At 38.1% G+C, this 26856-nt stretch carries 22 protein-coding genes; 19 read left to right on the forward strand and 3 right to left on the reverse strand.

All coding sequences use genetic code 11. The annotated features are described in order from the left end of the window. Positions 1 to 2 precede the first annotated feature (2 nt). The 19 genes from O9316_RS05195 (at position 3) to O9316_RS05285 (ending at position 24705) form a co-directional block, all read left to right on the forward strand. Positions 3 to 1325 (forward strand): MFS transporter, encoded by a 1323-nt coding sequence (locus O9316_RS05195; RefSeq protein WP_298204797.1) that lies wholly within the window; start codon positions 3 to 5, stop codon positions 1323 to 1325. Next, positions 1303 to 2493: a glycoside hydrolase 100 family protein gene (locus tag O9316_RS05200; protein WP_298204798.1), complete on the forward strand. Its 1191-nt coding sequence runs from the start codon at positions 1303 to 1305 to the stop codon at positions 2491 to 2493. Before O9316_RS05195 ends, O9316_RS05200 begins: the two co-directional genes overlap by 23 nt. Beyond that, positions 2490 to 3422 carry a carbohydrate kinase family protein gene (locus O9316_RS05205; RefSeq protein WP_298204799.1) on the forward strand — a complete coding sequence of 311 codons (933 nt, stop codon included), beginning with the start codon at positions 2490 to 2492 and terminating at the stop codon, positions 3420 to 3422. Before O9316_RS05200 ends, O9316_RS05205 begins: the two co-directional genes overlap by 4 nt. A 99-nt stretch (positions 3423 to 3521) precedes the next feature. After that, complete coding sequence (locus tag O9316_RS05210; RefSeq protein ID WP_298204800.1) at positions 3522 to 3800, forward strand: 4a-hydroxytetrahydrobiopterin dehydratase; 279 nt, start codon at positions 3522 to 3524, stop codon at positions 3798 to 3800. A gap of 370 nt (positions 3801 to 4170) precedes the next feature. After that, positions 4171 to 5523: a sigma-54 dependent transcriptional regulator gene (locus tag O9316_RS05215; protein ID WP_298204801.1), complete on the forward strand. Its 1353-nt coding sequence runs from the start codon at positions 4171 to 4173 to the stop codon at positions 5521 to 5523. Next, complete coding sequence (locus tag O9316_RS05220) at positions 5520 to 6662, forward strand: FIST N-terminal domain-containing protein (RefSeq protein ID WP_298204802.1); 1143 nt, start codon at positions 5520 to 5522, stop codon at positions 6660 to 6662. Before O9316_RS05215 ends, O9316_RS05220 begins: the two co-directional genes overlap by 4 nt. A gap of 3 nt (positions 6663 to 6665) precedes the next feature. After that, a complete protein-coding gene (locus tag O9316_RS05225; RefSeq protein ID WP_298204803.1) occupies positions 6666 to 9701 on the forward strand; it encodes a PAS domain S-box protein in 3036 nt (1011 codons plus the stop codon). A 124-nt stretch (positions 9702 to 9825) separates the two neighbouring features. Then, the gene (locus tag O9316_RS05230; RefSeq protein ID WP_298204804.1) at positions 9826 to 10251 is read left to right on the forward strand and encodes a response regulator; all 426 of its coding nucleotides are present in this window, start codon (positions 9826 to 9828) and stop codon (positions 10249 to 10251) included. Between the two features lie 26 nt (positions 10252 to 10277). After that, entirely contained in the window at positions 10278 to 11009 is a 732-nt protein-coding gene (locus O9316_RS05235) for a polysaccharide biosynthesis/export family protein (protein WP_298204805.1), read from the forward strand. Between the two features lie 10 nt (positions 11010 to 11019). After that, entirely contained in the window at positions 11020 to 13170 is a 2151-nt protein-coding gene (locus tag O9316_RS05240) for a GNVR domain-containing protein (protein ID WP_298204806.1), read from the forward strand. Beyond that, entirely contained in the window at positions 13167 to 14399 is a 1233-nt protein-coding gene (locus tag O9316_RS05245; protein ID WP_298204807.1) for a hypothetical protein, read from the forward strand. The genes O9316_RS05240 and O9316_RS05245 overlap by 4 nt, the downstream gene beginning before the upstream one ends. Further along, positions 14381 to 15496 (forward strand): glycosyltransferase family 4 protein, encoded by a 1116-nt coding sequence (locus O9316_RS05250; RefSeq protein ID WP_298204808.1) that lies wholly within the window; start codon positions 14381 to 14383, stop codon positions 15494 to 15496. The genes O9316_RS05245 and O9316_RS05250 overlap by 19 nt, the downstream gene beginning before the upstream one ends. Further along, the gene (locus O9316_RS05255; protein WP_298204809.1) at positions 15496 to 16794 is read left to right on the forward strand and encodes an O-antigen ligase family protein; all 1299 of its coding nucleotides are present in this window, start codon (positions 15496 to 15498) and stop codon (positions 16792 to 16794) included. The genes O9316_RS05250 and O9316_RS05255 overlap by 1 nt, the downstream gene beginning before the upstream one ends. Before the next feature lie 118 nt (positions 16795 to 16912). Then, the gene (locus tag O9316_RS05260) at positions 16913 to 19294 is read left to right on the forward strand and encodes a hypothetical protein (RefSeq protein WP_298204810.1); all 2382 of its coding nucleotides are present in this window, start codon (positions 16913 to 16915) and stop codon (positions 19292 to 19294) included. Beyond that, positions 19295 to 19996: a DapH/DapD/GlmU-related protein gene (locus O9316_RS05265; protein ID WP_298204811.1), complete on the forward strand. Its 702-nt coding sequence runs from the start codon at positions 19295 to 19297 to the stop codon at positions 19994 to 19996. After that, entirely contained in the window at positions 19986 to 21221 is a 1236-nt protein-coding gene (locus O9316_RS05270) for a glycosyltransferase family 4 protein (protein WP_298204812.1), read from the forward strand. Before O9316_RS05265 ends, O9316_RS05270 begins: the two co-directional genes overlap by 11 nt. Next, positions 21212 to 22285: a glycosyltransferase family 4 protein gene (locus O9316_RS05275; RefSeq protein WP_298204813.1), complete on the forward strand. Its 1074-nt coding sequence runs from the start codon at positions 21212 to 21214 to the stop codon at positions 22283 to 22285. Before O9316_RS05270 ends, O9316_RS05275 begins: the two co-directional genes overlap by 10 nt. 116 nt (positions 22286 to 22401) lie before the next feature. Further along, a complete protein-coding gene (locus O9316_RS05280; RefSeq protein WP_298204814.1) occupies positions 22402 to 23613 on the forward strand; it encodes a DUF1972 domain-containing protein in 1212 nt (403 codons plus the stop codon). Positions 23614 to 23619: 6 nt separating this feature from the next. Then, on the forward strand, positions 23620 to 24705 hold the full coding sequence (locus tag O9316_RS05285; protein ID WP_298204815.1) for a glycosyltransferase family 4 protein: 1086 nt from the start codon (positions 23620 to 23622) through the stop codon (positions 24703 to 24705). A gap of 421 nt (positions 24706 to 25126) precedes the next feature. Here the strand turns inward: O9316_RS05285 and O9316_RS05290 are convergent, their stop codons facing one another. The 3 genes from O9316_RS05290 to O9316_RS05300 all read right to left on the reverse strand — a co-directional run bounded on the left by O9316_RS05290 (position 25127) and on the right by O9316_RS05300 (position 26687). Beyond that, the gene (locus tag O9316_RS05290) at positions 25127 to 26065 is read right to left on the reverse strand and encodes a HipA domain-containing protein (protein ID WP_298204816.1); all 939 of its coding nucleotides are present in this window, start codon (positions 26063 to 26065) and stop codon (positions 25127 to 25129) included. Positions 26066 to 26155: 90 nt separating this feature from the next. Beyond that, positions 26156 to 26485, reverse strand: a complete 330-nt coding sequence (locus O9316_RS05295; RefSeq protein ID WP_298204817.1) for a HipA N-terminal domain-containing protein — start codon at positions 26483 to 26485, stop codon at positions 26156 to 26158. Further along, positions 26472 to 26687 carry a type II toxin-antitoxin system Y4mF family antitoxin gene (locus O9316_RS05300; RefSeq protein ID WP_298204818.1) on the reverse strand — a complete coding sequence of 72 codons (216 nt, stop codon included), beginning with the start codon at positions 26685 to 26687 and terminating at the stop codon, positions 26472 to 26474. The genes O9316_RS05295 and O9316_RS05300 overlap by 14 nt, the downstream gene beginning before the upstream one ends. Positions 26688 to 26856: the final 169 nt, after the last annotated feature.

Raw genomic sequence — 26856 nt, forward strand, 5'->3', positions numbered from 1 at the left:
CCATGAGGCAGAAACCCACCTTACGTTTTTGGCAAATTCTCCACATGAATGTGGGTTTTTTCGGCATTCAGTACAGTTTTGGCTTACAGCAAAGTGCGGTGAACCCTATTTACGATTTTTTGGGCGCCAGTCCCGATGAAATTCCCTTACTCAATCTGGCGGGACCCGTAACAGGATTAGTGGTACAACCCATTATTGGGGCGTTAAGTGACAAAACGTGGCATCCGCGCTGGGGTCGAAGAAAACCTTACTTTTTGATCGGTGCTTTGTTGTGTAGTTTGGCTTTAATTGCTTTTCCTTTCAGTAGTTCGTTATGGATGGCGGCGGGCTTACTTTGGATTTTGGATGCGGGCAACAATATGGCTATGGAGCCTTACCGTGCGTTTGTGGCCGACAAGTTAAATGACGAACAGCGTCCTTTGGGGTTCCAAATGCAGAGTTTTTTCACAGGATTTGGACAAACCTTAGCCAATCTTTCCCTTTTCATATTTCCATTAATAATTGTGGGTAAAACGGGTTCGCTTCCAACTTGGGTTTTTGCCTCATTCTTTTTGGGCGCTATTTGTTCGATAGGTTCCATTTGGTGGAGCATGCGAACCACCCCCGAAATACCGCCTTCCCCCGAAGAATTGGCGCAAATGAAAGCTTCGACAGGCGGAATTCTCGAACCCATTAAAGAAATTGCATCGGCCATTCGGGTAATGCCTAAAATCATGTGGCAGTTGGCACTGGTTTACCTCTTTCAATGGTATGCCTTGTTTTGCTATTGGCAAAATTCTTCCAAAAGTATTGCCCTTTCGCTCTGGAATGCAACGCCACAAAGCAACCCTGAGGCCTATGAACAGGCGGTACGTTGGACAGGTTTGGTCAACGGCTGGTACAATGTGGTGACCTTCCTGGTGGCCTTTGCCCTGGTAGGTGTTGCCAAAAAATACAGTCCCCGTATTACCCATACGATTTGCTTAACGGCAGCGGCTTTGGGTTTTCTTGCCTTTCCGCAACTTACCGATAAAAGCCTTTTCTTTTTTGCCATTACTGGTTTTGGCATCGGATGGGCGAGTATGATGGGCATTCCGTATTTGATCGTAGTGGGCGATATTCCCAAAGAGCGGTATGGGGTATATATGGGGATTATCAATATGATGATTGTGATTCCGATGATTATTCAAAATCTCACGTTTGGTTATATTTTAAAAGAACTACTCCACAACGATGCGCGGCATGCCATCACGTTGGCAGGCGTCTTGTTGTTGTGTAGCGCTTTACTCACCTTGCGTATGAAACCCCAAGCAAAACTCATTGATGATGGAAGCCGTTTATCCTAAAGCCTTGGCCTTATTGCAGCAGGCAGCTTCACCACAAGGATTTTTAGCCTCTGTGCAACCCGTTACCAATTACCATCGGGTGTGGGCGCGGGATGGCGTCATTTGTGGCTTGGCGGCTTTGGTGTCGGGAGACCCCCATTTGATTGCCACTCTTCGCAATACGTTGACCACCTTAGCACAACACCAACACGCGTTGGGCACCATTCCCTCCAATGTTGCCATAGCCGAGGATGGCAATGAAGCAGTAAGTTATGGCGGGTTGGCAGGACGCGTAGATGCAACCACTTGGTTTGTGATTGGCGTCACTCAATATGCGCTTCTTACGGGTGATCACGCATTTTTTCATGAAAATAAACAAGCCGTTGAAAAAGCCTTGCAGGCGATGGAGTATTGGGAATTCAATCACCGGCATTTGATGTATGTTCCTTTGTCGGGAAATTGGGCCGATGAGTACATCACCGACGGCTATGTGTTGTATGACCAATTATTGCGTATCTGGGCGCTACGTGGGGTACATGCCTGTAGTCCCAACGCGCAATATGAGCGTAAAATACATGCGATTACCCATCAAGTACTTCATAATTTCACCCCTGGCACCGAAGGAGAGCATTACCACGAGCGGGCTTATCACGAATGGACATGGCAAGGATATCTGCCCTGTGCCTTAAATCCGGCGGGGTACAAAAACCGTTTTGATGCCTTTGCCCATGCCTTGTTTTTACTCTTGGATTTGGGTTCGCCTGAGCTACAAACTGCGTTAATGACGTACATGAGTGAACAGGCGCAGGCGTTACCGATGCAGCTCTTGCCCGCGTTTTGGCCTCCAGTAACTGAAGAGGAGGCCGATTGGCAATTACTGCGTAACAATTGCAAGTATGAATTTCGCAATTATCCTTTCGAATTCCATAACGGCGGGAGTTGGCCTATGGTCAATGGGTTTTACGGAATGGTTTTGGCGCAACGGGGTGATTTAGCGGCAGCCAAAGCCTTGCAAGTAGCGTTGGATGCTGCCAACGCCCGAGAGGATTTTGCTTTTTATGAGAACTTTAATTCCCAAACGGAAGCGCCCAATGGGGTATCTTGGTGCACATGGAGTGCTGCGGCTTCGGTTTTGGTCTACCACTATATTCATTCATCCACCCGTTTATATGTTTCGGATTCCTTATGAAAACGACTTCTTTAGATATTATTTGTGTTGGCGAATTACTGATTGATTTAATCGGTCATGAGGTCAATACGTCGATTAATCAGACCAAAGATTTTCATCGATTTTTAGGGGGTTCCCCTACCAATGTAGCCGTCAATGCGGCGCGCTTGGGCTTACGGTCGGTATTGGTGGCTTCCTGTGGTCAAGATGGATTTGGGGATTATGCCTTGCGAAAACTCAAAGCCAATCAAGTGGACACCTCGGTCATACGGCGTTTGGAGCATACGCCCACGTCGGTGATAGTGGTTTCAAAATCGACCGATACCCCCGATTTTATTCCGTATCGTCAAGCTGATGGCGAGATTGAATTGGACCAATTGCCTGATGGATTGTTGGAGTCGGCGCGTATTTTTCACACGACTTGTTTTGCGTTGAGCAAGCAACCCGCTCGGGATACAATTTTGGACGGGGCCAAACGTGCGGCAGCTTTAGGCTTGCAATTGAGTATAGATTTGAATTTTTCTGAACGAATTTGGCCCAACCGCGAGGAAGCCATGGCGGTCATACAATCGTATTTATCGAATAATCCCTTAGTGAAAGTAAGTGAGGACGATTGTTACCGGTTGTTTGCTGCCTTTAAATCGGAGGATTATATTTTTGATTTTTTCCATGATTTCGGAGCACAAACGGTGTGTTTAACCAAAGGGAAAAAGGGAGTCGTGCTTTCGGATACACAAGAGGGATTGGTCACGCAAAAAGCCTTGCCTTTAGCGGATATAAAAGACACCACGGGAGCGGGGGATGCCTTTTGGACCGGATTTTTATATGCTGGTTTACAAGGATTTGGATGGGAGCAGCGTTTGACGGTAGCCCAGCGTTTGGCGGCCATCAAGTTGCAAAATGTAGGGCGCTTACCCGAAGCAATTGATATCCAACAATTGCTGGCGTAAGATTTGTTCTTTTACTGGAGAAGTCAATGGAAAATGCTACTTTTGAGCAAGCGATGGCGTTTGTCTTCGCTCAAGTAATTTTCAATCAAAACAGTGCGTATGAAACTTTGGACGGCAGCAGCTTTGGCTTTGGAAGTCCCTACGTGGACATTTACTTCCGATGCGTTGGAGAAAACTTTTGAATTCTCCGATTTCAAGAAAGCATTTAGTTTTATGACCGAAATCGCTTTTCACGCCGAAGTCCATGATCATCATCCCGAATGGACCAATTGCTACCAACGGGTCCATATCAAATTATCCACCCATACGCATTCAGGAGTTACCGAAAAAGATGTAGCGCTGGCGAAGATCATTGATGGGGTTGCGGGTTTAAAGTAAATCCTCAATTCACTATTTCATATTCTAATTTTTCATAGCGTTTCCCAAAATAGTGTTTACTATATTGGGAATGTTTTTGGTTATCTGGTTTTCCAAATGTGTTATGTTTCTTAAATAATAGGTTTTTTAGAGCTTCTTTTTAGTTTAATTTTTGAATACCATTTTTTTTATCGCTTTCAAAAAGGATCACTGAGTTTTACCACTTTCCTCGAGTTGTTTGATTTCAGCGTTTAGCATCGTCGTGGTTCGACAATAACAGTTAAAAAATCGATTAAAAGCTTTTTTTGTCGATAAAAATCTTAAAAACGCTTTTTTATAAAGTATTTTTCCTACATTAGCATTGTTGTTGTCGACAAAAAGATTGATGAATATGAAAATAATGAAGCTCTTTTTGGTGGAAGACGACGCTTTTTTTGGAGCATCGATTCAGTATCATTTACGATTAAATCCCGATTTTGAAGTGCATTTGTTTCCTACGGCTAAAGCTTGTTTGGCAGCAATGTACTTAAAGCCGGATGTTATTTGCATGGATTTTGGTTTACCCGACATGCCAGGAGATGTTTTATTACAAAAGCTTTTAGCAACAAATCCATCGCTTCCTGTTATCATTTTAAGTGGTCAAGAAGATATCGTTACAGCTGTAAATTTATTGAAGGCTGGTGCGCGGGATTATATTGTAAAGAATGAGCATGCGAAAGATTTATTGTGGAATGCCATTATAAAAGTTCGCGAGAATTTAGATTTGGTAAAAGAAGTAGCCTCGCTTAAAGAACAATTGGAGCAAAAGTATGCTTTTGAGAATACCATTATTGGCAAAAGTGATTCGATTAGGGAGGTGTTTTCAAAATTGAATAAGGTGATTCAAACCAACATTACGGTTTCTATTACTGGAGAAACGGGTACGGGAAAAGAGGTTGTAGCCAAAGCGATTCATTATAATTCAGAAAAAAAAGCCAAACCCTTTGTAGCGGTAAATATGGCGGCCATTCCTAAAGAGATGATGGAGAGTGAGTTTTTTGGGCATGAAAAAGGGGCATTTACAGGGGCTGATAGTCGAAAAATAGGAAAGTTTGAACAAGCTCATGGAGGTACGATTTTTTTGGATGAGATTGCTGAATTGGATTTGAATTTACAGAGTAAGTTACTTCGCGTTTTACAGGAAAGAGAAGTAATTCGTCTTGGAGGGAAGGAGGTGATTAAGTTTGAAGCGCGTCTAATTGTTGCTACCCATAAAGATTTAGCTCAAGAAGTCAAAAAAGGGACATTTCGGGAAGATTTGTATTATCGTATCATTGGTTTTCCTATTGCTTTACCTCCATTACGTGATCGCGGCAATGATGTGCTGATTTTGGCAAAACATTTTATTGATGTGTTTGTCAAAGAGAACAAGATGAAACCCATTCATCTCTCTCAAGAGGCGAAACAAAAATTAATGCGGTATTCTTTTCCGGGAAATGTGAGAGAGTTAAAAGCAGTAATTGATTTAGCGTGTGTACTGTGTGAGCAACATCAAATAGAGGCGGATGACTTAACCTTCACTTCGCTTAATGATACCACATATTTTTTGGGGGAAGAGAAGACATTGAAAGAACACACGACAGAGATTATTCTTCATTACTTGAAAAAGAATAATCAAGATGTGCTTCTAACGGCACGAAAACTAGACATTGGAAAATCGACTATATACAACCTACTTCATTCTTTAGAAAAATTAAGCCTATGAAAACTGCAACTTTACTATATCGTGAATCTTCATGGATTCAAGAGAGAAATACGGATGGTTTAGAATATCATAAAGCTCAGTTAGTGATTGGTTTTGGTTCAGCGGAGCTCATCAAGAATTCCAATCTTTATGAAGATATACGGGAGCGATTTCCCAGAGCAGAGTTATGTCTTTGCTCAACGGCTGGAGAAATTTTTGACAAAGGTGTTTTTGAAGAAGCGTTGTCTTTGGTTGCGGTTCAGTTTTCATCCGCTCAAGTTCAAACTGTTTCTACAACAATCGATGCGTTTTCATCGAGTTTTGATGCGGGTGTATTTTTAATCGATGCTTTGCCCAAGGAAAATTTGAAATGGGTTTTTGTATTGTCTGACGGAGGTAAAGTGAATGGGAGTGAATTGGTTAGAGGATTGAAACATAGTCACACCCAAGATGTATTGATTTCTGGAGGATTGGCTGGGGATGGTACAAATTTTAATCAAACCTATGTTGGATTGAATGAGGTGCCCAAACCCGGGGTCATTGTAGCGATTGGTTTTTATGGTGAACATTTACAACTTTCACATGGTTCGGTAGGAGGTTGGGAAAGCTTCGGGATGGAGCGTGAAGTCACCAAAGCGCGAAAAAATATTTTATTTAAAATTGACGGTAAAAAAGCGTTGGATTTGTACAAAACATACCTTGGGAAATATGCATTTGAACTTCCTAGTGCAGCCTTACTGTTTCCTTTAGCGCTAAAAGTTTCCAACACCGAACAGCCTATTGTGCGTACTATTTTATCTATTAATGAGAAAAATCAATCGATGACATTTGCAGGGGATATTCCCGAGGGGAGTAAAGTTCGATTTATGAAAGCCAATTTTGATCGTTTGGTGGAAGCCGCGAGTGATGCAGCTTCCCAATGTGTTTCATTGCGTGAAGGGAAACCCAAATTAGCTTTTTTGATCAGTTGTGTGGGACGTAAAATGGTGTTGGGCAATCGGATTGATGAGGAGATTGAAGCGGTTTCAGAAATATTCAATCATCAGACCGTACTTACAGGATTTTACTCTTACGGTGAGATTGCACCCATGCGTCCTTTTGCTCCTTGTGAGTTGCACAATCAAACGATGACAATAACAGGAATCACAGAATTGGTGTAAAAAATGGTATCAAATAAACTCATACAAAAACAAATACGGCGGTATCTTTTGAATCATCATTTGGAGGATCCCAATATCGTTCAATTTATTCATGCGGTTAATGATTCGTATGTGGCCTACGAGCGAGACAAAGAGATTGTAAATCATGCTTTTTTGGAAAGTGAGAAAGAGTATCACAACATCAATGAAAGTTTGAAAAAGGAATATGAAGCCAAGAAACAATCGATTGCCAATTTGTATAATTCACTCGATGTTATAGATGATGATTACGAAGATTTAAAAGAAAACGATCGATCTGATGATTTGGTTTATATTTCCAAATATTTGAATCGTCAAATCGAAAAACGACGTCAAACCGAGCAAGATTTATTGACCACAATTGAGCTGCTCAAAACATTATTGGCCAATTTGCATTCGGGGGTATTGGTGGAGGATGAATTTCGAAACATTCTTTTTACCAATCAAATGTTTTGTGATATATTTCAGTTGCCAACTTCGCCTGAGTCAATGATTGGTTTTAACTGTGCCAATTCAGCCGAAAGCTCCAAACATCTTTTTGTTAACCCGGAACAATTTACTACTGAAATTCAAACCATCATTGCCCAACGAAAACCCATTATTAACCAACAGCTTCAAGTGGTTAATGGCCGTTATCTCGAACGGGATTACATTCCAATTTTTATTAAAGAAGAGGACAAAGGGCATTTGTGGAAATATACGGATATCACTTCGCGGATAGAGAATAAAAATCTCTTGATGCAAAGTGAAGAGCGCAATCGATTGATTATGAATGCTGCGCTGAATGCAATCATTACTATCGACGGGAAAGGATATATCACATTCTGGAACAATCAAGCGGAAACCCTATTCGGATGGAAGCGAGAGGAAGTAGTTGGAAAACCATTAACCGAAACCATTATTCCCGCTATGCATCACCAAGGGCATCAAATGGGAATGGAACGCTATATGAGGACTGGCGAAGGGAAAGTGCTCAACCAACAATTGGAAATGGAAGCTTTGCGAAGTGATGGCACTTTGTTTCCAATTGAAATCTCAATAACGCCGATTTATCAAAATGATGAATTGTTTTTTTGTTCATTTATTCAGGATATTTCAAAACGTAAAAAGGCCGAAAAAAAATTGCGATTGCAAGAGGAAAAATACCGCAATATTATCGCCAATATGAATTTGGGAATGTTGGAAGTCGATAATGACAATTGCATACAATTTGCTAATCAAAGTTTTTTGAAGATTTCAGGGTATGAATTAGACGATTTACTGGGTAAAAACCCCGAAGAATTATTCGTTTCGGGAGAAAATCTACAATTAATTGAAAGTAAGCGCAAGTTACGCACACAAGGGGTTTCAGATATTTATCAGCTTCCTATCAAAAATAAACGCGGTGAACTGCGCTGGTGGGCTATTAGTGGAGCGCCCAATTATGATGACAAAGGAAATCTAAAGGGTTCAATAGGGATTCATTTGGACATTACCGAACAGAAGGAATTGGAAATTGAATTGGAAAACGAGAAGAGTAAAGCCATTCAAGCTTCAAAGGCTAAGGAGTCTTTTTTGGCCAATATGAGTCATGAAATACGGACACCTTTGAATGCTATTATCGGATTTTTAAGAGAACTAGAGAAAGAACCATTACCCGAAAAACAACGCGTATATCTTGAAAACAGTACTATAGCGTCAAAACATCTACTCTCGATTATTAATAATATATTGGATATTTCAAAAATCGAATCGGGCGAAATGTCTTTGGTCAATTCTGATTTTGAATTGGAAAAATCAATTGAAAACGTCATTAGTATTCTTCAACCGAGAGCGATTCAGAAAGGACTCGAATTGCGGATGAATTTTGACCCGTTAATTGCCAAAGCACTTAAAGGCGATACACTTAGAATTGAGCAAATCCTTTTTAACTTACTTGGGAATGCATTAAAATTTACTTTTCAAGGTTCTATTTGGGTCAATTGTCGTCTTCAAAAAGCTCATTCTGATTCCCAAGAAATTTGCATTACGGTGATGGATTCGGGTATTGGAATGGAAGCTGATTTTTTGCAAACCATTTTTAATAAATTTTCTCAAGAAGAAAATGAAACCGCGCAAAAAGTTGGTGGAACAGGTTTGGGCATGACCATAACGAAAGAATTAATTGAGTTAATGCAAGGGAGTATTTCGATTGAAAGTGAACGAAATAAAGGAACGACTGTTAAAATTTATCTCAACCTCCAATTGGGCAGTTTGAAAAATATAGTAGTCGAGACCAACAAATCAAAAGTAATTGATTTACAAGGGATTCGTGTGCTTTTGGTAGAGGACAATGAGTTTAATCGTATGGTGGCTCAAAATACGTTGAAAACCACAAACTGTATCGTTACTGAAGCTGAAAATGGGGCGGAGGCTGTGGCTTTGGTCCGTAATCATTCGTTTGATCTTATCTTAATGGATATTCAAATGCCTGTGATGGATGGAATAACTGCAACGACGCGCATACGAACCAATCTTCAATGTACAACACCCATTATAGCTTTTACCGCTAATGCGTTTAAATCCGAAATTGAAAAATGCAAACAGGCGGGAATGAACGACTACATCACGAAACCGTTTGAAGAAAAACTTTTGTTGGAAAAGATGATGCAACACTTAGATGCCAATCGGAAAGAAAAGGAAAATACCGTTGGAACACGGAGTTATAATTTATCTAAATTGTATTCTTTAAGCCGGGGTAATGAGGAATTCATTCAAAAAATGATTGAAATTTTCAACACACAATGTACCCATGTAATGGAGGCGATTGAAAAAGCAATAGCGGCAGAAAACTTCCTTGAAGTAAGTCGTTTAATTCACAAAATTAAACCCAGTATCGATGAAATGGGAATTCAATCCATTTATCATGAGGTTCGTGAGCTGGAAGAAATTTCCAAAAACACAACCGATTTGGAGCGAATTCAATTCTTGTTTGAGATTATCCAAAAACAATTGAAACTAAGCATCCTTGAGTTGAAAACCCATGAGTTGACGAACAAGTAGCTGGAAGTTTTTCCATTTTTTGGAAAAAAATATAACCTAAAAATTTTGTAAAACACTGTATTTCAAATAGATAAAAAAAATGGTACGCCTTTGGCATGAGCAGAAGAAACCAAATTTTTTTATCATGGAAAATCAATTTAAGTTCTTTATTGTTGATGATGATGTTTTCTGTTCTCGCTTTTATGAGCAAAACCTTCGCAATCACAGTTTTACTGATGTAACCTGTTTTTCTAATGGCATTGATTGTTTAAACAACTTGCACTTAAATCCAGACATCATTTTTTTGGATCACAACATGGAGGAATTAACAGGATTTGAAGTGTTGAAGAAAATCAAGCGGGTGAATCCGAACATCTATGTAGTTATGGTTTCGGCACAAGATAACATCAAAACGGCCGTTGACGCCCTGAAGTATGGTGCTTTTGATTATGTAATCAAAGATCAACAAGTGAATGACAACATGTTGAAAATTGTTAGCAAAATTACCAAAGTGAAAGAAGCACTTACCCAAAACTCAAACATTATCAAACGCATATTTTCGCTTTTCTAATAGACACGCATTTTAAATCCCCAATCATGAAAAAATGGCTTTCTTTTCTTCTCTTTTTGGTCTTATTCACTTCTTGTAAGACACAAAATATTTTAGATAAAATGGAAACTCCCATGGCTCCCTCTGCTGATTTTGCCTACGATAAAAATTATCAGTACACCATCCGTAAAGACGATAAGCTGTCTATTTCGGTCTGGGGAGAGGATGCTTACAGTGTTGGGTCGGTCTATGGTATCTACAATTCTAATGAAGTGTATGGAAAATGGTTGTTGGTGGATGCCAATGGGAATGTTGAAATTCCAAGATTAGGCACCACCTATGTTGTAGGGAAAACGATCCCTGAACTAAAAGCACACATCAAAGAAGCATTAACACAGTGGTTGGTCAATCCGATTGTGGATGTTAAGGTTTTAAACAAAGAAATTACCATTTTGGGGGAAGTTCGAAATCCAGGAACAATTCAAGTGGATAAAGATCAAAACACGCTTCTCGAAATGGTTAGTAAAGTGGGAGGGTTTGACTTTTATGCCAATTTAAAAACCGTGAAGATTTTGCGTCAGGAAGGTGAAAATGTTCGCGTAACTACTTTAAATCTGGCAGAGGCCAAAGATGTACTTAGTATAAATATTCAATTGCATCCGGGAGATATTGTACTTGTTCCCTCCAAAAAGTATAAAGAATTCGACAAACGTATCTCGACCATTATTCCATTTACCACAACGGTAAGCGCCGCAGCAATTATCATGGGGTTATTTTAAATCATAGACTATGAATGAAAATCTTCGCTTATTACGTCCTTTTTTCCGAGGGTTACCCATCATAATAGTTGTGGTAATCGTGGCGGTTATTGGGGCTAAAAAGTATTTAAGCTACGTAACACCCATTTATGAAAGCACTGCAAAATTGCGATTAGCCGACGTGCAAGAGGGAGTGCCCAGTACAAATTTGTTTAAAGATTTTGATTATTTTGCTTCTGCCAATAAAATCGCTACTGAGATTGAAGTTCTAAAATCGAAGGAATTAATCGAAAAAACGCTGGCAACTCTTCCATTTCACATTGAAATCTATCGCATAGGTGAAATGCGATCAGTCGAACTTTACAATGACGCGCCTTTTAAAGTGGAAGGAACGTTTCATGCTCCTCAACTTTATGATAAACCGATGCAGCTCCAAGTGCAAAACAATCATTCTTTTGTGTTGACTGTGCCGGGTTATCCTAGTTATAAAGGAATTTTTGGGAAACCTATTCGACTTGAAACAGGGCAAATTATACTTTATTTAAATCAGGCATATTTGCGTCAAAAAAGGGATGTAAAAATTAAAGACCGCTATTCAATAGAATTTTTAAGTACCCAAAAGTTAATCGAAAAGATCAATAAAGATTTGGATATTGTGCCTGTGGATAAGGATGTGCCCGTTATCCGCATCAATTTGAAGAGTAATGTTCCTGAAAAAGCAGCTCTCTTTGTGAATGCATTAGCACAAATGTACATTCAGGATTACATCGAAAACAAGTACCGTGCAGCCCATATTACGACTGATTTTTTGCAACAAGAAATTGCTGGAGCCAATCAAAAATTGAAACAATCCGAAGACAATATTCAGCAGTATCGCGACCAAAAGAACATCATCAATATTCGTCAAGAAACGGAAACGGATTTGCGTAAAATTTCGCAATTGAAAATTCAACAAACCAATATCAAAATGAATCTGGATGCCATTCGGGATTTAAACCGGTACATCGATTCGGGGAAGAAAAATTATTTGGATTTGGCAGTCAATTTTGAAGCTTTTACCGATTTATTATCGACCGAAATGGTCAAAAACATGAAAAAATTACAAGCCGAGAAAAAGGATTTACTTCTAACCTATACTTCAAACCATGAAAAGGTAAAAATAATAGATGACAAAATAAATGATTTGATTGCGTATCAAATTGAAAGTATAAAAAACACAGAGAAAAACTTGCAAATCAAATATGATGACCTCTCCAATGATATTGCTGAAGCGGAAAAAGTATTTATCGGATTGCCCGAAAAAGAGCGCATCATGAATATATTGGATCGGGAGTTCAATTTGTATGAGAAGAATTATAATTTTTTGAATGAAAAACGTATCGAAGCCGAGATTGCCAAGTCGGCCAAAATAGCATTTCATAAAATCATCACTCCTGCTGAAATCTCCAAAAGTCCTGTATCTCCCATACGAATTATCATTATCATCGTTGCGGCACTGTTAGGATTTTTAGGATCGACTATTTTGATTTATTTAGTTCATTTCACCAAGGCGAAGGTCAATGATGCAGTAACACTTGAAAAAAACAGTTCGATTCCCATTGCTTTGGCCACTCCGTTTTTACGTACCGATCATGAGATAACTCAAAATGCCCTGAAAGAGGTGATTCAATTGGAGTTGAAAGGGATTGTTTTTCCACATGGAATCTTAGCCATAACGGGGTATGACCTAACGTTGGACCATCGGTTTCATGCCCAACAATGGTATACAGCCATGTGCCAACAAGGCCGCCGTGTTTTGGTCATTGATGCCATCGGTGATTTTTCAGCTTTGGTTCCTCAAGCCGATTATATGGATTATAGTGATCCGCGATTTATGGAATACACTATGGCTGATTTTGAGAAAGCGTTAAAAAGCAAGAAAGCCGATTATGATGTTGTGCTTTTGTATAATCAAGCCATTTGTCACTATAAGTTGGCATTGCTTTTTATGCGAATGGCAGATCAAAACATCATGGTTGTAGATAGTAGAAAAACTGCGGCTCAAGCTATTGTAAAAATTGAACTTTTACGGGAAGAATATCAAATCCCAAATTTATGGTTTGTTTTGAATAGAAGCGCTTACAATCCAAGTATTTTCAGAGTAGTTCGAAAATTTTGGCAAAAGAAAATACAGAAAAAATGAATCGGTTACTACAGTATCGCCTTCCTAAATCGGTTATAGCCATTTTTGATCAGGGCCTCTATAGCGGGACCAATTTTGTATTGACTCTTTTTTTTGCCAAGCAATTACCTCTAAGCGATTTTGGAATGTATTCTGGAATTGTTTTGGGAACCTACTTGGTACTAAGTTTGATGGGTGCCTTTTTTATGCAACCCTTTCAAGTAGGAGCTTCCAAAATCGACGAGATTCATCGCTATTGTTCAATAATCACTGTAGGAGTGGTCCTTTTTTTAATCGGATTTACACTGGTATTTTTTCCAATATCCATTGCGATTTATGGAGATAAGTTTCCCATTGGAAGTGCTTTTTTCTTTGTGGTGGCCTATCTATTTCAAGACTTTCTGAGAAGACTATTTTTAGTGTTAAACAAGGTTTGGATAGTTTTAGGTATTGATTTACTTTTTGCCACTTTTCTTCTTTTTTTCGTTCAACTATCCTCACAAGGGCTTTCATTAAAGTTGGTACTAGAGGGAATTGCTTGGGCTAATATACTTTCTTGCAGTTACGGGATGATATATGTAATTCGGCACTTTACCAAACCTACGGGATGGCGTGAATTGTTTTATAAACATTGTAAAGAAGGGCAATGGTTGTTGAGTGTCGCCTTATTGCAATGGGTGGCGAGTAATTTTTTTGTAATGGTCTCCGGATTGTATTTGGGAGCAGCGGCCCTTGGAGCCCTTAGGTTAATTCAATCCCTTTTTGGGGTGCTGAATGTTTTTATGCAAGCTATTGAAAATTATTTTCTTCCCCGAATTGCCGCTTTACATCACACTCAGCCAGAGAAAGGGCTGCAATTATTACATCAAATGATAGGTTATGGAGGGGTTATTTTTGGTACTATACTCATCGTATTTTGCCTATTTTCGGATGATATTATTGGTTTGACCGCAGGAAGTCAATACTTACCGTATACTTTTTTAATGCCTTTAATGGCGGTTTTATATGTTATCATCTTTGTCAGTTATCCGGTGCGTATACTTTTAAGAGTCCATATTTTAAATCGTACGTTTTTTATTGGTTATGCTCTGTCTTTTATTGCGTCCTTGTTTAGTTTTCATTTTTTGTTGGAACAGTTTGGTTTGTGGGGCGCTTGTATCGGTTTGATGATGAATCAGTTGATCATGTTTGTGTATTGGAATGTTGAATTAAAAAAACACCAAATAGTTGTATGGAAATTATTCATGTAGTATTAGGGAAAGCTAATCCAGATCGAATGAATGGCGTAAATAAGGTGGTGTATCAAATGGCATTACATCAATTTGAAATGGGGATGAATGTTGCGGTTTGGGGAATTACTGCCGAACCCACAGTCAACTTCGCTCCACGAAATTTTACGACCCTTTTATTTCCAAAATCGCGAAATCCTTTTGGAGTTAGTAAAGCCTTAAAAAAAGCGATTCAAACGTATCAAGGTCAAGCCGTTTTTCATTTGCATGGAGGATGGATCCCCTTTTATTACTCGTTTTCTAAGCTTTTACAAAAAAAAGGAATCCCCTACGTAATTACACCCCATGGAGCTTACAACACCCTAGCAATGAAAAGAAGTTATGTGCAGAAGTACCTCTATTTTTTAGGGTTCGAAAAAAAAGTTCTTCAAAACGCCCAAACCATTCATTGTTTAGGAGAAAGCGAAGTAGAAGGATTGGCACGCTTCTATCCCAATTCACAATCGGTTCATTTACCTTATGGATTTGCATTACCAAAAATTCTAAAGCATCAGGACAAAAAAATAGACTCTTGTGTGTTCGGTTTTATCGGACGTTTGGACATTTTTACCAAAGGTATCGATATCTTACTGACCGCTTTTGCTCAAGTTCAGACACAAATGCCCAATGCAAAGTTATGGATTGTGGGTGATGGAGATTCTCAAGGATTACTAAAACTTATACAGCAAAATCAGTTGGAGGATGCTGTGACTTGGTTTGGAGCACAATACGGTGATGAAAAGAATAGACTACTAAGTCAAATGGCTATTTTTTTACATCCTTCGCGAAACGAAGGTCTTCCAACAGCGGTTCTAGAGGCCGCGGCGTATGGAAAACCTAGCATCATTACACAAGCCACCAACGTTGGATCATACATTACCCAATACCAAGCAGGAATTTGTGTGCCCAATGCGAATATAGAAGCATTGGCGCAAGCTATGGTAACACTCTACCATCAGTGGGAAAATCCAACAGCATATCGTGAGTTGAACCACAATGCACAACGCATGGTTGAAAGCGTTTTCAATTGGCAATCCATACTTAAATCCATGAATCAAAACCTTTATACAGTTCATTAATGTATTTGGTACAAGCACATCATCAGTCGTTTCTGAAACAAACCGAAACGTATTTGTTTATCCTCTTGTTTTTGATGGTGGGGTGTTTTTTTACATGGAGTGAAAATGTAGCAATTACAAGAGCCATAAAGGTAGTAGGACGAAATTTTGTAATGCTCGGTTCAATTGCGATGTACTACCGAATAGTGCGTTATGGAGCCGCCGACTCATTCAAGTACAAAAACACTTTTAGTATTCTCTTTTATTTAATTTACCTTTTTCTAGGTTTTTTGTCCTTTGCCTGGAGTACCAATCCTGGGTTTAGTGCATTACAATGGTTTATGACTTTTCAAAGTTTGGTGTTTGCGTATTATTTCATTAAATGTATCAAACTGTTGGACCTTTATTTTGAGGGGCATTCCATTCGTTTGTATCATCTCTTGGGAAATGTTGTGTTTTACTTACAGCTAATTTTTGTTGTGGGAATGTGGATTGACCCCGATACTTTTTTTCGAATGACCCACGGAGGTGAAGAAGCTCGGTTAGGCGGGATTATAATGAATCCGAATGAGTTGGGCATGTTAGCAGGTGTTGGAGTAGCCTGTTTGATTTTTGATTTGTATCGATTTAAAAGTAAGTTTTGGACCATACTAAAGTTACTAGTTATTTTTTATGCCTTGTTTTTAACCGGTTCCCGTTCCTCTCTCATTGGAGCTTTGCTGATTATTTTTTTTCATATAAACCAAACCAAAAGACAAGGATTAAAAATGGCCATTATGGGAGGCGTTTTGATGGTAATTCCATTTGCTGTCCATCAAATTATTCTCAAAGGAGGCGATAAAGAGCGTTTGGAGGAAATATTAACGCTTACAGGCCGATTGCCTTTTTGGCAGGCGTTGATAAATGAAGGATTACCACGCGAACCCTTGCTTGGATTTGGATTTATGCGTATCGATTACAAAGAATATTTTCAAAGTACACATACTTATCCGGGTAAAATGACCCATAACACCTTTATGCAAGTATTGATGAATTTAGGTTTTATTGGGTTGACGGTTGCCCTGTTTCAGGTTTTTTTCACAATCCACTCTATTCTGAAGGAAAATACAGAAAATAAGCTGATGCTGTTGGGAATCTTGATCCCCATCATGATTAATTCGTTTACAGAATTTGGGATTTTTGGGGAAAGTAATTATGGAATTCTCTTTTATCAATTAGTGGTTTTTGCTGTCATTTTTGAAAATAACCCAAGAATTACCTCTATTCAAAGACATTTTTTACGACTTCGAAGACCCGAAGTATTCTCTTCCAAACGATAGATTTTTTCCAAATTTTGGAAAATAAAACAGGCCAATAAAAATGTAAAACACTGTATATAAGCATTTTGTGTTTTTGGCATGAAAATGTATTACCCTATTCAGCAACAATTATTTCAATATGGAAAAATTATTTGAAAAAGCAGGTTATCGGTTAACTACTTCACCAAGATCTTCCCAACAGGCAAGGTTAGCGTGGCTTCAGATTAATAATCCTGACGGTACACCGCGTTGGCTTTGGAATGCGTCAAACAAAAAGCCTATTTTTTTAAAATTTTACAATGTGGGCAGTTTTCGAGCTTTCGTATTTATGATTGGGATACGTCTTGTTTTTTTATTGCGCTTGCAGCATTTAATTTTCAAAAAAAATAGCTTGTATATTGAATCTATTGCTTCCCATAGTTCGTTTGATTATCAACAACCGTGGGCCTTATTCACAGGAACAGTTGGCCCCAATAATAAAACGGTGGTATATAATAATCAGTCGTTTATTAAAATTGCTCAAACTCCTCAAGCTGAAGTGCTGTTGTCTAATGAATTGAATGCACTCATGCGTGTACAACAAGCAACTCTCCCTATTGAAGTTCCCAAAGTGTTACATTCGGATGGTGTGCGTTTAACCTTATCAGATGTTTCAAAAAATGGAACCCGATTCAAGAAGTTGGACTCCCTTCAATTGGAAGCAATTTTAGCACTTAATTCAGGTACTCAAAAAACAGTTAACGTTGAAGATTGGACTTACTTTAATGATTTAAAGAGCCGCTATTTGCAAACAGATACTCATTTGTTGCCCAAAAATTTAGTTCGAAAAATCAACATATTATTAGACGCAATTTCACCCCATACGACCGTATCATTAGCTTTATCGCATGGTGATTTTACCCAATGGAACATGTATAAAAAAGGGAATCACTTGGCGATTTATGATTGGGAATTAGCTTCTACGGAACGTCCAATAGGATTTGATTTTTTTCATCTCATTTTTCAAAATAGTGTTTTGGTGCATCACCATCCATGGAAAACAATTCATCAAACGATCAATGAATACGTAGCGAGTGATCAATTGAAAGCGCTTTTCCATAATGATCCTGCTACAATGGAAACTTATCTACGATGGTACCTACTCATCAATACGATGGAATATTTGCTGGTTTACGCCCAACAACCTGTTTGGCACATCCAAGTTCACTGGTTGCTAACGGTTTGGAATCAAGCTTTAAATGCTTTTTTGGCATCGCATTATTCCCATCGGCAATTGCTCATTATGGATGTTTTCGACTTTTTGCAGTATAAAGAGTATGCTGTATTGAAGTTTCATCAAGGGTATCCCGAGTCGTTATCTTTAAATTCTGACATTGATCTTATCCTTAAAAAAGCGACCGGAAAAGAGTTGCTTCAGTTTCTAAAGCATCATCATTTGTTAATTAGAAGCCAATTAAAAACGTCTTCTTTCATGATAAACTATCAAGGTTTTACTGCCGATGGGGAATTGCTCTCTTTGGATTTAATTTGGCAAGTGAAACGAAAATCCTTGCAGTTGTTGGATTGCGATGAAATTTTAGCCCATCGAATACCTAATTCATTTGGTGTTTCTTTGACCTCAGCGCAACATACAACGCGATTTGTTGCTTTATTTTATCGGTTAAATCACGCCAGTATCCCAGAGAAATATATCAGTTACAGTGCTGTTGCCGAAACCTCCAATCACCCATTAGATGTAGTTTTGTATGATTACTTTGAACATCCCGATAAATCGATACAACCGATTTTAAACTATTTGTTTCAACAGCCGTATAATCGTAGTTGGAAGCGCTTACGAAATGTTATTTCCTATTTTTTTGATTGTGTGCGAAAAATTCGCTTTAATTCGGGATTTGTGATCACCTTCAGTGGCGTAGATGGGGCTGGAAAAACAACAGTAATCGACAACATAGCTGTACAAATAGAAAAACAGTTACGCAAACCGGTGGTCATTCTCCGTCATCGTCCGTCTATTTTACCTATTTTGAGTGTATGGGTAAAAGGCAAAGACAAGGCACAACAAGAGGTCTTATCCAGTTTGCCCCGTCAAGGCAATAACACCAGTGTCATGAATTCTATGTTTCGCTTTGGATACTATTACCTCGATTATATTTTAGGTCAATTCGTGATACAATTCAAATATTGTTTAAGAGGCTATGTGGTGATTTATGACCGCTATTATTTTGATTTTATCAATGATAGCAAAAGAAGTAATCTTGTACTGCCTCAAGGAGTGGCTAAATTGGGGTATCGTTTGTTGCTAAAGCCCAAGTTTAATTTCTTTCTTTATGCCGATCCAGAAACGATTCTTCAAAGAAAAAAAGAACTTGATTTTTCAACCATTCAAGACCTTACACAACGTTATCGCCAGTTATTTCATCAATTACAAGGGACTTCAGAAACAAAAATTTATAAGTCCATTCTAAATGAAGATTTAAATCGCACCACTTCAACCATTTTAAAAACACTAGTACAGTATTAAATGTTCAAGAAAGTAATTATACAACTTATCCGAAAGCGCAATCCTCAATTTGATTTGGATCCTGCGGTCAACGGTTATTTGCTTCAAGCGTTTGTCCGATATCATTTTTGGTGTTTATTCCGCGGCTTACGAATTTTACTTTGGTTTCGTCGTCCCAAAGGGTTAATGCTAGGCGAAGGAGTGCGTTTTTTTAATTTCCCCCGCATTCACTTTGGTAAATTTCTCCGATTGGGGTCTTACGTTTATGTGTCAGGACAAGGACGCGAAGGAGTGGTGTTCGGAAATAATGTTTCAATCGGGGCATTTAGCCGTATTGTCGTGTCTACCTCCTTACATCATTTGGGCGTTGGTATTCGAATAGGAAATCATGTTGGGATTGGTGAATATGCCTATTTGGGGGGTGGTGGTGGATTGCACATAGGCGATGAGTGCATCATAGGCCAATACTTTAGTTGCCATCCTGAAAACCATCTTTTTGGGGATTTAGATACTGCTATTCGTTTTCAAGGCGTAACCCGTAATGGAATAAAGGTGGGTTCAAATTGTTGGATTGGTTCAAAAGTTACCCTATTGGATGGTGTAGCGCTGGGTGAAGGTTGTGTGGTTGCCGCGGGAAGTGTTGTTACGCAATCTTTCCCCCCTTTTTCTGTCATTGGAGGCGTTCCCGCCAAACTTTTAAAAATGAGAACTTATGAAAAATAAAACTGTTTTAGCAACCTGTTATGCTGTCAATCCCTATAAAGGCTCAGAAGATGGAATGGGGTGGCATTTTGTAAATCAAATTGCACGTTTTCAAAAGGTTATTGCAATTACAAGAGAAAATAATCGACCCGCAATCGAACAATACATGCAGGAACATCCTTCGTCTACCTATGATCAAATTACCTTTTTGTATTTTGATTTACCGTATTGGATGCGTTTTTGGAAAAAAGGAGGTCGCGGCGCAATGCTTTATTATTGGATGTGGCAAAAAGGAGTTGTAGGATTTATAAAACGGCAAAAGTTGTTGTTTGATGTAGTACACAATTTAAATTTTCATAACGATTGGACGCCAACCTACCTGTATCAACTTCACAAACCGATGGTTTGGGGACCAATAGGACATCATCCCAAGATTCCAGCACAATATTTAAAGGGCTATCCATTTTCCTTTTGGTTAAAAGATCGCATTACCTGGCTCGTGAAGAATTTGTTTTGGAAAGGTTCTTTTGCGCTAAAAAAAGCGGTCAGGAGAGCCGACCATATTCTTTGTATGAATCAGGGGGTGTTACATGTTTTGCCACTGCATGACAAATCGATTTCTGTTACACCCTCGGTAGCCACTGAAGATTTTCACGACGGGACCATTACCCCCAAAAACGTGTTTTCGGTGATTAGCATAGGTCGTTTTGTTCCCTTGAAGGGATTTGACTTAACCTTACAAGCTTTTATCCTTTTTTTACAAGGGTGTTCTGAAGAAGAGCGTTCAAAATGCCATCTTACTCTCGTCGGAAGCGGTCCCATGAAAAAGTATTATGAAACAATCATTTTCAACGCTAGAGTACAAAACAATGTGACCATTATTCCGTGGATGGAACGTAAAGCCGTTATGAATTTATATCGGGAGTCGTCGTTGTTTTTGTTTCCCTCACACGAGGGGGCTGGTATGGTGGTTGCTGAGGCGCTATCTTTTGGATTGCCTGTTGTTTGTTTGGATAATGAAGGCCCTGGAGCATTTATTACCCCAGATTGCGGAATTGCTGTACCTCACGGATCCTATGAAAACACAGTACAGGGATTGAAAAATGCAATAGCAGAGTTGTATAAAAATCCTGTCAAATTACAGGCAATGAGTGTCCAAGCGCGCCAACACTATGAAGCGCATTTCACTTGGGAAAGTCGTGGAAATCAATTGCAAAAAATTTATGACCAAGTAGTATGCGAATAGTCGTTTTTCATCTGTATAATGATTACAGCGGTAGTCCCAAAGTACTCCGACAAGTACTTCAAGAAATGCTTTTGGATACCCATGAAGTTCATCTTTTCACTTCTAAAGAATCAAAAGGTTTTTTGACAGCGGTGCCAGGAATAAGATATCATTTTTTTTCTTATAAATTTTTTACCTCTCCGTTTTTGCGCTTAATCTCTTTTGCCAAAAGTCAGCTCGTATTGTTTTTTTCGCTTCTTTTTTTTCTTCAAAAAAATGATGTTGTATATGTTAATACGGTATTGCCTTTTGGCGCAGCTTTTGCCGGAAAAATTAGAGGTTGTAGGGTTATTTATCACCTTCATGAAACATCCATTCGGCCTCTTTTGTTGAAAAAAATTCTTTTTGCTTTTGTGCGTTTCTCTGCAACAGAGTTGGTTTATGTTTCAAAATTTCTTGCCCAACAAGATAACCTACCCTTACCCAAAACCGTAATTTATAATGCTTTAGATCAAGAATTTATCTCACAAGCCTCTCATTTTCGAGGTCATAATACACAACAAAAAAGTGTCTTAATGATTTGTTCTTTAAAACGGTATAAAGGAGTAGATACTTTTGTACAATTAGCTCGAATGCATCCTCAATATCCGTTTTCTTTAGTAGTTAATGCCACGCAAGAAGACATAGCAGCATATTTTAAAGGACAAAAATTACCCGAAAGTTTAAGTCTTTATCCCACCCAAACCAATACACATCCCTTTTACCAACAGGCAGGCCTAATTGTCAACCTTTCAGACCCAGAGGTTTGGGTTGAAACCTTTGGACTCACTATTTTAGAAGGAATGACTTATGGATTACCTGCTATTGTCCCACCCGTTGGCGGGGTAGCAGAGTTGGTAACTACAAACGAAAATGGCTTTAGAATCCATCCAAACGATCTACAGTCGCTTTCTATCGCAATTCAAAGTTTATTTACTACATCATCAATGTATGCTGATTTTTCAGAAAAAGCATTGTTGAAAAGCCAAAATTTTACTCCAGATTTATTCAGTATTCAACTACGAAAACTACTTTCCAAAAATTAAAATATTTCCAAGGAATGGAAAAAAATGAACCCAACAAAACACTTTAAATAGCTGAAAATCAATATTTTGATTCTTTTGGCAAACTATTGGCATACCTATTTGAAAATGAAATTACCATGAAAAAACAACGAGTAGCAATCATAGGAACGGTAGGATTACCTGCCAAATATGGAGGATTTGAAACACTTACGGAACATTTGGTTTCCCAATTATCTGATCGGTATGATTTTACGGTGTATTGTTCCCAAAAAAAGTATGATGTCGCTGAGCGATTGACGGAGTACAAAGGAGCTAAACTGGAGTATATCAATCTCGAAGCCAATGGGGTACAAAGCATATTTTATGATACGATTTCAATACTCAAAGCACTCAAAAATCATGATGTGTTATTAATCTTGGGGGTGGCAGGCGCTTGGATTTTACCTTGGGTTAAATGGTTTACATCCAAAAAAATAATTATCTCCATTGATGGCATTGAATGGAAACGCGACAAATGGTCATTTGCAGCTCGCTTGTATTTGTGGTGGGCCGAAAAAATCGCAGTCAAATATTCACATGTTGATATATCCGATAATGAGTCCATTCAAGACTACACAGCTATTCGTTACAAAACCCTAAGTAAAGTTATTGAGTACGGTGCCGACCATACGATGTCCATCACACCGACCGCTGAAGACTGTCAAAAGTATCCTTTTCTTCTTTCAGACTATGCTGTAAAAGTGTGTCGTATTGAACCTGAAAATAATGTTGAAATGGTGCTTGAAGCGTTTAAAAATTATGGCCAATTACGTCTTGTGATGGTTGGAAATTGGAATAACAGTGCCTATGGTAGAGAATTGAAAGGCAAGTATGCTTCGGTTAAAAATATTGAACTTTTTGACCCTATTTATAATCAACGGGAAATCGATCTTATACGTGGCAATGCTACCATCTATGTTCATGGTCATTCGGCAGGTGGAACTAATCCGTCTTTGGTTGAAGCCATGTATTTAGGATTACCCATAATGGCTTTTCAGGTTTCTTACAACAAAACGACTACCGAAAACCAGGCACTTTATTTTACGGATAGTTCGTCGCTTCAAACTTTATTGCATCAGTCAACAGCTTCAACATTAGCTCGCGTGAGTAAAGCTATGAAAACGATTTCAAGTCTTCGTTACACGTGGAGTTTAGTTGCCGAAAAGTATAGTCGATTGTTTCAAGTCTCAGAAGAAAAAGAGCTGAAAACGACTACTCAAAATCCTTTTGAAAGCATTGATGCAGATTTTTTAGAGCGTTTAGAGTTGGGTCATTTGAAAAATACCTATCGATTTTACGAAAAAAGATAAACCATTATGCAAAATTCAATTTATTACATCGTCTTATTAGGTATTTTATCCTTTGCTGTCGGAATGGTTATTGTTCCTATTGTCCGAAAAATCGCCGTTCATTTTCGATTGGTTGATCAACCCAATTACCGGAAGGTGCATACCAAGCCCATTCCATTGGTAGGAGGGATTACATTAGCATTTGTTGTATTTACGAATCTTTTTTTATCACAAAACAGTATCCCCATTTTTCATGAATATTCAACTATTTTGGCAGGCGCATTTTTGCTTTTAATTGTGGGAGTGATTGATGATAAAAATGATTTGAATGCAAAATACAAATTGTTGATTCAGTTGATTTTGGCTTTTGCTGTGGCCCATTCGGGTATTCGTATTACCTCGTTATATGGTTTCTTTGGATGGTATGAAATGCATCTTTATCTACAATATGTGATTACGGTTTTGGTCATTACAGGGGTTGTCAATGCCTTTAATTTGATGGACGGTGTCGATGGGTTAGTTGGAAGTTTAACCTTATTGGGTTTTGTATTGTTATTATATGCATCTTGGTTGTACAACAGTTATACTTTAATGGTATTAAGTGTTCTCTTCATAGGCGCGTTGGTGAGTTTTTTACATTTTAACTTTTCTCAACATCAAAAAATTTTTATGGGGGATTCAGGGTCACTGTTTTTAGGGTTTGTGTTAGTTACTTTGGGAATTAAGGTATTACAAAATGCTACATTGAGTGCATCAGTTTATACCACTCCAACTTTACTCTGCGTAATCGCTTTTTTCATTATTCCTGTTTTTGATTCTTTACGCGTTTACATTGGCCGAATGAAAAAAGGAAAATCGCCTTTTAAAGCTGATAAATCTCATTTGCATCATTTATTGTTAATCATCGGTTTATCGCACAAAAAGATTGCCATAACTGTAGTGCTTATGGCTTTATCGTTATTTGCTTTAGGGTTTTTATTGATTACTTATTTTTCAAAAACTATGATTCTTTTGGCATTGATCATTGCGTTCTCTGTGGTGATTCGTTTTTTGCTATTAATAAGTTCAATGTTTTTGTGGCGTGAACGTATTCAAACCATGGAAAATCAGTAAGTAGAAGTAATTTTTTTTCATGTATATTCGACGAGACCTTGCTGCATTTGTGGTGAGGTTTTGTTTTTTTACAGACGCTACACAAAATTAGTTCATAAAGAGTAGGCTAACTATACCGTTAAGGTATTGCATTATTTACTTGAAAAAAAGCCTTTCCTTTGTAGAGAATGCTTAGGATTTGTAGTGTGACTAGCACTTGCTTTCCTTCTTTTAATTTCACACGAGTATTACGACTGCCGAAGGAAATCCCTGTTGGGCTTCCCGAATCGTTCCTCTCAGGATATTCCGAGACTTCGGACCTCGCCTTGCAAGGGAAATAAAAAAACCGACATTTTCATGTTGGGTTTTTGCTCCAACTCTCGGTGAAAGTTACAAATTTGATTCATTGATTGCTTATTCCAATCTATTGATATCAGAAGATTTATAAAATTCTTTCAAATCTATTTTTTATCAATTCTTTGTAGGCAACCTTAAACTCATCACGTATAAAACTATCATCAATACAACGAAACCATTTATCCTTAGCTTTTTCCATTTTATTAAAAATATTTTCCTGTTGTTTGTTGTCTAACTTAAATGAATTGAATACCGTCGTGAAATCTTTTCTGCTAATTTTTTTCTTTTTTGCATTAAGAGTTAGCCCTAAATCTTCATCATCGGCAGGATTAACGATTGCGGTTGCCACCATATCATAAGCGGGAGATAGAATGTATCCTTGCTCCTTTGTTTTGATTATAGAGAAATTTTTTAAGTGCATATCCGCATTCCCGGTTAAAAATGAAAATAACACTTGTTCAAAGAAATTTACTAAATCTAACCCTGGATTAGCCGAATGTTTCAAAAGAACTTTAGCAATCTGTTCATAAGACCCGTGATACTTGTTTTCGGTCATTCTTTCTGTCAATTGACACATATCCTCCATTAAAAGTTTTTGACCTTTGATGCGGTCAATTCTCTTGGTGATATAGGCGAGATTCCCGGATTGTAATCGTATCAAACTATGGGGCACCATTTTTATTTTGGCTATAGCCCCCAAGTGCATTGTAAGGTCTTCCACCTCCTGTAATTGATTGAAATTCTTAGTTGGTGGTTTTAATGTATAATCTCCCCACAGACCAACTATTGTAAATCGTTTTTCCTTCCCTTTTTCACTTGGGGTTAATTCCAAAGATAATTTAGCTTGAACCCCCGTTAAAGTAGTTTGACTTTTCACCACCTGTAAAGCCAATTCTTCCATTTGGTTTTCTGTATATGGTAATTCTGGAGGAGTAGTTTGCCCAAATATTTTTTTACAACAAGTGCTATGAAAATCTATTTCATTTTCAGATAGTGATTCGTAACAATAGAGACATCTTTTCATATATGTAAAAGTTTTTTGTTAGCGGTCATATATGTTATCGACTCTTATTTATAGGTGTTTGCTTATGCAAACTAATTGTTAATGGCGATTTCATAGCGCTCCGTTATTTATGGGGTGGACACTAATGGCTCCTATACAATCTTTACAACAAGCCATCAAAAGACCCATTCTATCTCGAGGGTTTAGTTTCCAGTTGTTTTGAGCAATATTTAATAACCATCCTTCGGGGATAAGACCATCAAAAAAAGGGAACAAGATTTTACTCGTATAAGGTTGTTCTTTTAGTGGAAGGGTCAAACTAATAGGTTCAGGATTTGAAGAATTCAAATAAGAACTATCATAGTTAAAATGATATCCATTTTCATCTTCTACCAACCACCCCGCAGTTGTATCATTTATTTTTATTTCAGCCTTTCTCATCTTCCTCTACTATTAGTTGCACCGCTCCTACCTTATATCCAAATAATTTTAACACCTGATTTACTTTGTCTAATCGCAGTGATTCTTTACCTTGTTCTAATTCTCTTAGAAAACGAAGACCCACTCCTGCTTTCTCTGCTAATTCAGGTTGAGTTAATTTAGCGGCGGTTCTTCTTTGTTTTACAAACGTACGTAATTCCATAATATGCACCTTTTCGGGTATAAAAGTATAAATAGTCATTCCTTAAAAAGCCACTATTTTAAATTTCGATTAAAATAGTGGTTTTATTTTTAGTGAAAAAGTTGAACAATAATTGTAACCAAAAAATAATTAGTTCTTTAATTTGGTTAAATCGGAGCTTTAGATTGTA

Source organism: Flavobacterium sp., assembly GCF_027533505.1.
In the GTDB taxonomy this organism is placed as follows: domain Bacteria; phylum Bacteroidota; class Bacteroidia; order Flavobacteriales; family Flavobacteriaceae; genus Flavobacterium.

Excerpts from the sequence above, each read along its gene's own strand:
- O9316_RS05205 (WP_298204799.1), top strand. The coding sequence starts at position 2,490 with ATGAAAACGACTTCTTTAGATATTATTTGTGTTGGCGAATTACTGATT.
- O9316_RS05275 (WP_298204813.1), top strand. The coding sequence starts at position 21,212 with ATGCGAATAGTCGTTTTTCATCTGTATAATGATTACAGCGGTAGTCCC.
- O9316_RS05235 (WP_298204805.1), top strand. The coding sequence starts at position 10,278 with ATGAAAAAATGGCTTTCTTTTCTTCTCTTTTTGGTCTTATTCACTTCT.
- O9316_RS05215 (WP_298204801.1), top strand. The coding sequence starts at position 4,171 with ATGAAAATAATGAAGCTCTTTTTGGTGGAAGACGACGCTTTTTTTGGA.
- O9316_RS05195 (WP_298204797.1), top strand. The coding sequence starts at position 3 with ATGAGGCAGAAACCCACCTTACGTTTTTGGCAAATTCTCCACATGAAT.
- O9316_RS05265 (WP_298204811.1), top strand. The coding sequence starts at position 19,295 with ATGTTCAAGAAAGTAATTATACAACTTATCCGAAAGCGCAATCCTCAA.
- O9316_RS05225 (WP_298204803.1), top strand. The coding sequence starts at position 6,666 with ATGGTATCAAATAAACTCATACAAAAACAAATACGGCGGTATCTTTTG.
- O9316_RS05230 (WP_298204804.1), top strand. The coding sequence starts at position 9,826 with ATGGAAAATCAATTTAAGTTCTTTATTGTTGATGATGATGTTTTCTGT.
- O9316_RS05200 (WP_298204798.1), top strand. The coding sequence starts at position 1,303 with ATGATGGAAGCCGTTTATCCTAAAGCCTTGGCCTTATTGCAGCAGGCA.
- O9316_RS05290 (WP_298204816.1), bottom strand. The coding sequence starts at position 26,065 with ATGAAAAGATGTCTCTATTGTTACGAATCACTATCTGAAAATGAAATA.
- O9316_RS05210 (WP_298204800.1), top strand. The coding sequence starts at position 3,522 with ATGAAACTTTGGACGGCAGCAGCTTTGGCTTTGGAAGTCCCTACGTGG.
- O9316_RS05280 (WP_298204814.1), top strand. The coding sequence starts at position 22,402 with ATGAAAAAACAACGAGTAGCAATCATAGGAACGGTAGGATTACCTGCC.
- O9316_RS05255 (WP_298204809.1), top strand. The coding sequence starts at position 15,496 with ATGTATTTGGTACAAGCACATCATCAGTCGTTTCTGAAACAAACCGAA.
- O9316_RS05245 (WP_298204807.1), top strand. The coding sequence starts at position 13,167 with ATGAATCGGTTACTACAGTATCGCCTTCCTAAATCGGTTATAGCCATT.
- O9316_RS05240 (WP_298204806.1), top strand. The coding sequence starts at position 11,020 with ATGAATGAAAATCTTCGCTTATTACGTCCTTTTTTCCGAGGGTTACCC.
- O9316_RS05250 (WP_298204808.1), top strand. The coding sequence starts at position 14,381 with ATGGAAATTATTCATGTAGTATTAGGGAAAGCTAATCCAGATCGAATG.
- O9316_RS05220 (WP_298204802.1), top strand. The coding sequence starts at position 5,520 with ATGAAAACTGCAACTTTACTATATCGTGAATCTTCATGGATTCAAGAG.
- O9316_RS05295 (WP_298204817.1), bottom strand. The coding sequence starts at position 26,485 with ATGAGAAAGGCTGAAATAAAAATAAATGATACAACTGCGGGGTGGTTG.
- O9316_RS05285 (WP_298204815.1), top strand. The coding sequence starts at position 23,620 with ATGCAAAATTCAATTTATTACATCGTCTTATTAGGTATTTTATCCTTT.
- O9316_RS05260 (WP_298204810.1), top strand. The coding sequence starts at position 16,913 with ATGGAAAAATTATTTGAAAAAGCAGGTTATCGGTTAACTACTTCACCA.
- O9316_RS05270 (WP_298204812.1), top strand. The coding sequence starts at position 19,986 with ATGAAAAATAAAACTGTTTTAGCAACCTGTTATGCTGTCAATCCCTAT.
- O9316_RS05300 (WP_298204818.1), bottom strand. The coding sequence starts at position 26,687 with ATGGAATTACGTACGTTTGTAAAACAAAGAAGAACCGCCGCTAAATTA.